The sequence below is a fragment of the Pseudomonas sp. SDO55104_S430 genome (genome assembly GCF_054070595.1).
Window position 1 is genome coordinate 1 of record NZ_JBSVXG010000344.1, and the last position, 4,419, is coordinate 4,419.

General features: G+C 61.6%; 5 protein-coding genes. 1 reads left to right on the forward strand and 4 read right to left on the reverse strand.

From position 1 onward, the window contains the following. Window positions 1-93: 93 nt before the first annotated feature. Together ACW9JE_RS29030 and ACW9JE_RS29035 are read right to left on the reverse strand one after the other, a co-directional pair. Window positions 94-465, reverse strand: coding sequence for a YajD family HNH nuclease (locus ACW9JE_RS29030; protein WP_007944009.1), 372 nt, complete (start codon window positions 463-465; stop codon window positions 94-96). 49 nt (window positions 466-514) lie between these two features. Continuing rightward, the gene (locus ACW9JE_RS29035; protein WP_457434713.1) at window positions 515-1,201 is read right to left on the reverse strand and encodes a spermidine synthase; all 687 of its coding nucleotides are present in this window, start codon (window positions 1,199-1,201) and stop codon (window positions 515-517) included. A gap of 96 nt (window positions 1,202-1,297) precedes the next feature. Between ACW9JE_RS29035 and ACW9JE_RS29040 the strand changes: the two genes are divergently transcribed. Then, window positions 1,298-1,591 (forward strand): hypothetical protein, encoded by a 294-nt coding sequence (locus ACW9JE_RS29040; RefSeq protein WP_457434714.1) that lies wholly within the window; start codon window positions 1,298-1,300, stop codon window positions 1,589-1,591. On the opposite strand, the gene ACW9JE_RS29045 is transcribed toward ACW9JE_RS29040, so the two are convergent. Continuing rightward, window positions 1,588-2,061 carry a cyclic nucleotide-binding domain-containing protein gene (locus ACW9JE_RS29045; protein WP_077046467.1) on the reverse strand — a complete coding sequence of 158 codons (474 nt, stop codon included), beginning with the start codon at window positions 2,059-2,061 and terminating at the stop codon, window positions 1,588-1,590. The genes ACW9JE_RS29040 and ACW9JE_RS29045 overlap by 4 nt on opposite strands. A gap of 211 nt (window positions 2,062-2,272) precedes the next feature. Then, window positions 2,273-4,327, reverse strand: a complete 2,055-nt coding sequence (locus ACW9JE_RS29050; protein WP_457434715.1) for a S9 family peptidase — start codon at window positions 4,325-4,327, stop codon at window positions 2,273-2,275. Window positions 4,328-4,419 lie beyond the last annotated feature (92 nt).

The following is a 4,419-nucleotide window of genomic DNA, read 5'->3' on the forward strand; positions in this document are numbered from 1 at the left end:
ACAGTGATTGATGGTGATTTCAAAATTTGTGATCACCGCAAAACCCTGTGGGAGCGGGCTTGCCCGCGAAGAGGCCCGTCAGGCCACTGAAGATCAGTCTTCTTTCTTCATTAACCCAGCCAACGCCGCAAACGGATTGTGCGTCGCCTTGGCGATCTTCGGGGTGCTCAGCGAGCCTTCGCCAAAGTACTGCTGGTCGGTATAGCGCGAGTGTTCGTTGTCGTGGCAATACAGGCACAACAGCTCCCAGTTCGAACCATCCTGCGGGTTGTTGTCGTGGTTGTGATCGCGGTGGTGCACGGTCAGCTCGCTCAGGCGCTTGCCGGAGAATTCCCGGGCGCAGCGGCCGCATACGTGCGGGTACATCTTCAGGGCCTTGTCGCGATAGCCCATTTCCTTGTCGCGCTGGTTGTCGGCGAGGATGCGATCCAGCTTCGACGTGTTGGTTGGGGTGGACGAACTCATGGGTTCACCTTTGTAAAAGACTAATGACGGTTATACAGCAGAGTTTAGCTCAGCCCTTGAGCTTCTCGGCAATCCAGATGGTGTGGCGGGTGCCCCGGTTGCCGTGGGCGAAGACCTGAACTTCCTCGGCCTTGAACCCGGCTTTTTTCAGTTTGTCGGAAAAATGCCGGTCGGCGCTGGCCGACCAGACCGCCAGCACGCCTTTGGGGCGCATGGCCTTGGCGCAGGCGGCCAGGCCTTCGGATGAATAGAGCCAGCTGTTGGTTCTGCGGGTCAGGCCTTCGGGGCCGTTGTCGACGTCGAGCATGATCGCGTCGAAGCCTTGCGGCTCGGCCTGCAGGACCTTGGCCACGTCTTCCATGCGGATGACGGTGCGCGGGTCGAGCAACGGTTTGCCGGCTTTTTCACCCAGCGGGCCGCGGTTCCACTCGACCACGCCAGGTACCAGTTCGGCGACCACCACTTCGGCGGTTTTGCCCAGGTGCTTGAGCGCCGAAGCGAGGGTGAAACCCATGCCGAGACCACCGATCAACACCCGAGAATTGGGGCGTCCGGCGACCTTGCGGCAAGGAATCTCGGCCAAGGCGTCCTCGGAGCCGTGCATGCGCGTATTCATCAGTTGCCCGCCGTCACCGCCCTGAATCTTGATGACGAAATCCTCGCCATATTCGAACAGGCAAAGGGCACCGCCGTTCTCGGGAATTGGGGCGGTATCGAGCAGTACGAAACGTTTCATGGGGCTCACTTGAGGAGAAAATGACGGCAGAGGGGAAGGCAAACGAACACAGTTGGGAGTAGCCTGCACATGACAACAAGGCCAACGGAGCCATTGATGAAGCGCACCATTCTAACGGTCATTGCCCTGGCCGCGCTCTCGATTACTGCAGTGCAAGCCGCTCAGCCGCTGCAAATCACGCCCGTCAGTCCAGCACCGATGCCCGGTTCCCCTGGCACCGCTACACCCACGCCTTACCCGCAGATCACCCCGGCGGTGGTGCCAAAAGTCGGTGCCGGGAGTGGCGGCCCGCCGCTGGTGCCGATCGATATGCCCAGCCCGCCCACCAAGGATCAGCCGGTGCCGGGGATCGAGCAGAACCCGCCGAAGGTCAAGTCGCCCGGCGGTTAAACCTGCTGCGACAGCAGTTGCCCGTCGACCATGCGCAAGCGCTTGGAGAGGGACACGGCGAGGGCGCGGATGATCTTGGCGGCGATCTTCGGGGCGTCGTTGAGCATCTTTTCCAGCGAATCCTTGCCCAGATTGAGCAACTGACAGTTGCTCGCCGCCACGCAGCTTGCCGAGCGGCGTTCGCCGTCGAGCACTGCCATTTCGCCGAACGAGCGGCCACTGCGCAGGGTGGCAATGGTCACCAGTTGGCCGTCGCTGGTGGTTTTTTGCACAGCCACCTGGCCGGTGTGGATGATGCACATGAAGCTGCCGGCATCCCCCTCATGGAAAATCTCTTCGCCCTGGGCAATGGTGCTGATGCTGAAATAGCCCGAAGCCGCGGCAAAGTCCGCCGGCAACAGCTGGTTGAACAGGCCGCAGTCCATCAGCCAGTCGCGGATTTCGTTGTTCAGCAAGGTCGTTTCTGACATGTCGTGCGGTCTTTTTTGTAATTCGAACCGAAATTCTTCCCCCTGTAGGAGCCGAGCTTGCTCGCGATGGTCGCCAACGATAACGCTGGTAGCCTGGCACCCCACGGCGTTTTCGAATCCATCGCGAGCAGCTCGGCTCCTACAGGAGGGCGGTAATGTTGTATCGGCATGTGGTGCCCGGAATTAAGACAGGCACCTTAAGCCAAGTTCCTCAGGCGATTCCCAGAACCTTGAACAAAAATGCATATTCGAGCGCTACGTCACGCAATCCCTGGTACCGACCACTCATCCCACCATGCCCGGCGCCCAGTTCGGTCTTGAGCAGCAGAAGATTGTCGTCGGTCTTGGACGCGCGCAACCTGGCCACCCACTTGGCCGCTTCCCAGTACTGGACGCGGCTGTCGTTGTAGCCGGCTATCACCAGCGTCGCAGGATACGCCTGCGCGGTGACGTTTTCGTATGGGGCGTAGGCCTTGATCCGATCGTACACGTCCGGCTCCTGCGGATTGCCCCACTCGTCGTATTCGGTGACGGTCAACGGCAAATCGGGATCGAGCATGGTGTTGAGCGCGTCGACGAACGGCACTTCGGCAATCGCCGCACCAAACAGCTCCGGCCTTTGATTGAGCACGGCACCGATCAACAGGCCGCCGGCGCTGCCGCCGCTGATCGCCAGTTGTGGAGCGGTGGTCAAGCCGCAGGTGATCAGATGCTCGGCGCAGGTAATGAAGTCGCTGAAGGTGTTGTGCTTGTGTTCCTGCTTGCCGGCGCGATACCAGGCTTCACCCAGCTCGCCGCCGCCGCGCACGTGGGCAATGGCAAACGCCACGCCGCGATCGAGCAGACTCAGGCGTGCGTGAGAGAACCACGGGTCGAGGCTCTGGCCATAGGCGCCGTAGCCGTACAGATACAGCGGTGTCGGCTTGCCGAGGGCTTCGCGCTTGACCACGAAACTGATCGGCACCTGGGTGCCATCGGGTGCCGTGGCCCACAGGCGCTGGCTGACGTAGGCATCGGCGTCGAATGGGCCGAGTACCGGGGTTTCCTTGAGGACTTTTTGCTCGCCGTTGACCAGCTCGAGCTGGCGGATCTGCGCCGGACGGTTCAACGCCTCATAGCGCAGTCGAATCCGTTGGCTTTCGAATTCCAGGCTGTTCTGCACATGCAGGCTGTAGGCCGCGTCCGGCAGCTGTACCCGGTAGCTCGGCAAGTCTTGCGGGTGGACTTGGATGATCGGCAAGCCGCCTTCGCGCAGGCTCAGGGTCAGGGCGCCGGCGTTCAGGCTCAGGCCGTCGATCATCACCGTCTCGCTATGGGGAATCAGGTTTTGCCAGGTGGGTTCGACGGGGGCGACGCCGGTATCGGCGGCGGTGTACAGGGCGAAGTTGATGCCGTCGCGGTTGGTGCGGATGAACCAGGTCCATTGACCGTCCAGCAAACCGTGGTCGACATCGTAGTCATGGTCCTCGACCCGTGGCGCGATGCAAGTAAAGGCCTGCTGTGGCTGGTTGGCGTCCAGCACCCAGATTTCACTGGTGGTCTTGCTGCCCACCGACAACAGCAATTGCTGCTCGGAGCTTGAGCGGTAGCAGTGCATGAAGAAGCGACCGTCCGGCTCGTGGAATACCTCTTCGGCGGCGGTGCCGTCCAGGCGGTAGCGCAGCAGTTTGTGCGGGCGGTGGGTGTCGTCCAGCTCGCCGAAAAACAGGGTCAGGCTGTCGTTGGCCCAGGTCATGCTGCCGTCGCAGTCCTGGAACTCCAGTTCACTGACACGGCCGTCGGACAATTCCTTCACGAACAGCGTGTAGATCTCGTCGCCCGTGGAATCGATGCTGTAGGCCAGGCGCTGGTGGTCCGGGCTGATGCTGAACGCGCCCAGGGAGAAGAAACCGCCATTGGCCAGCACGTTCGGGTCCAGCAGCAACTGTTCCTGGCTTTCGTCGAGGGTCAGGCTGTCATCGGCCGGGCGCGGGCAGCGGTAGTGGCGGGCGTATTCGTCGCCGGCAGTGGTGCGGGTGTAATACAGGTACGGGCCCCAGGGCGAGGGCAGGGACAGGTCGGTTTCGAGAATCCGGCCCTTGATCTCCTGGAACAAAGTCTCGCGCAGCTCGGCCTGATCGGCGGTTTGCGCTTCCTGGTAGCTGTTTTCGGCCTTGAGGTAGTCGAGCACCGCCGCGGTGTCGCGCTCCTGCAGCCAGGCATAGGGGTCAGAGCCTTCGGCCTTGTGGGCGATCGGGGGGAGTGGGGCGTTCGCTGATAAGGACATGAATGGCTCTCGGACAAGATACGGAATAGGGGTTTCGCAACCTGTGGGAGCGGGCTTGCTCGCGAAGGGGGAGTGTCAGCCGGAATCAATGT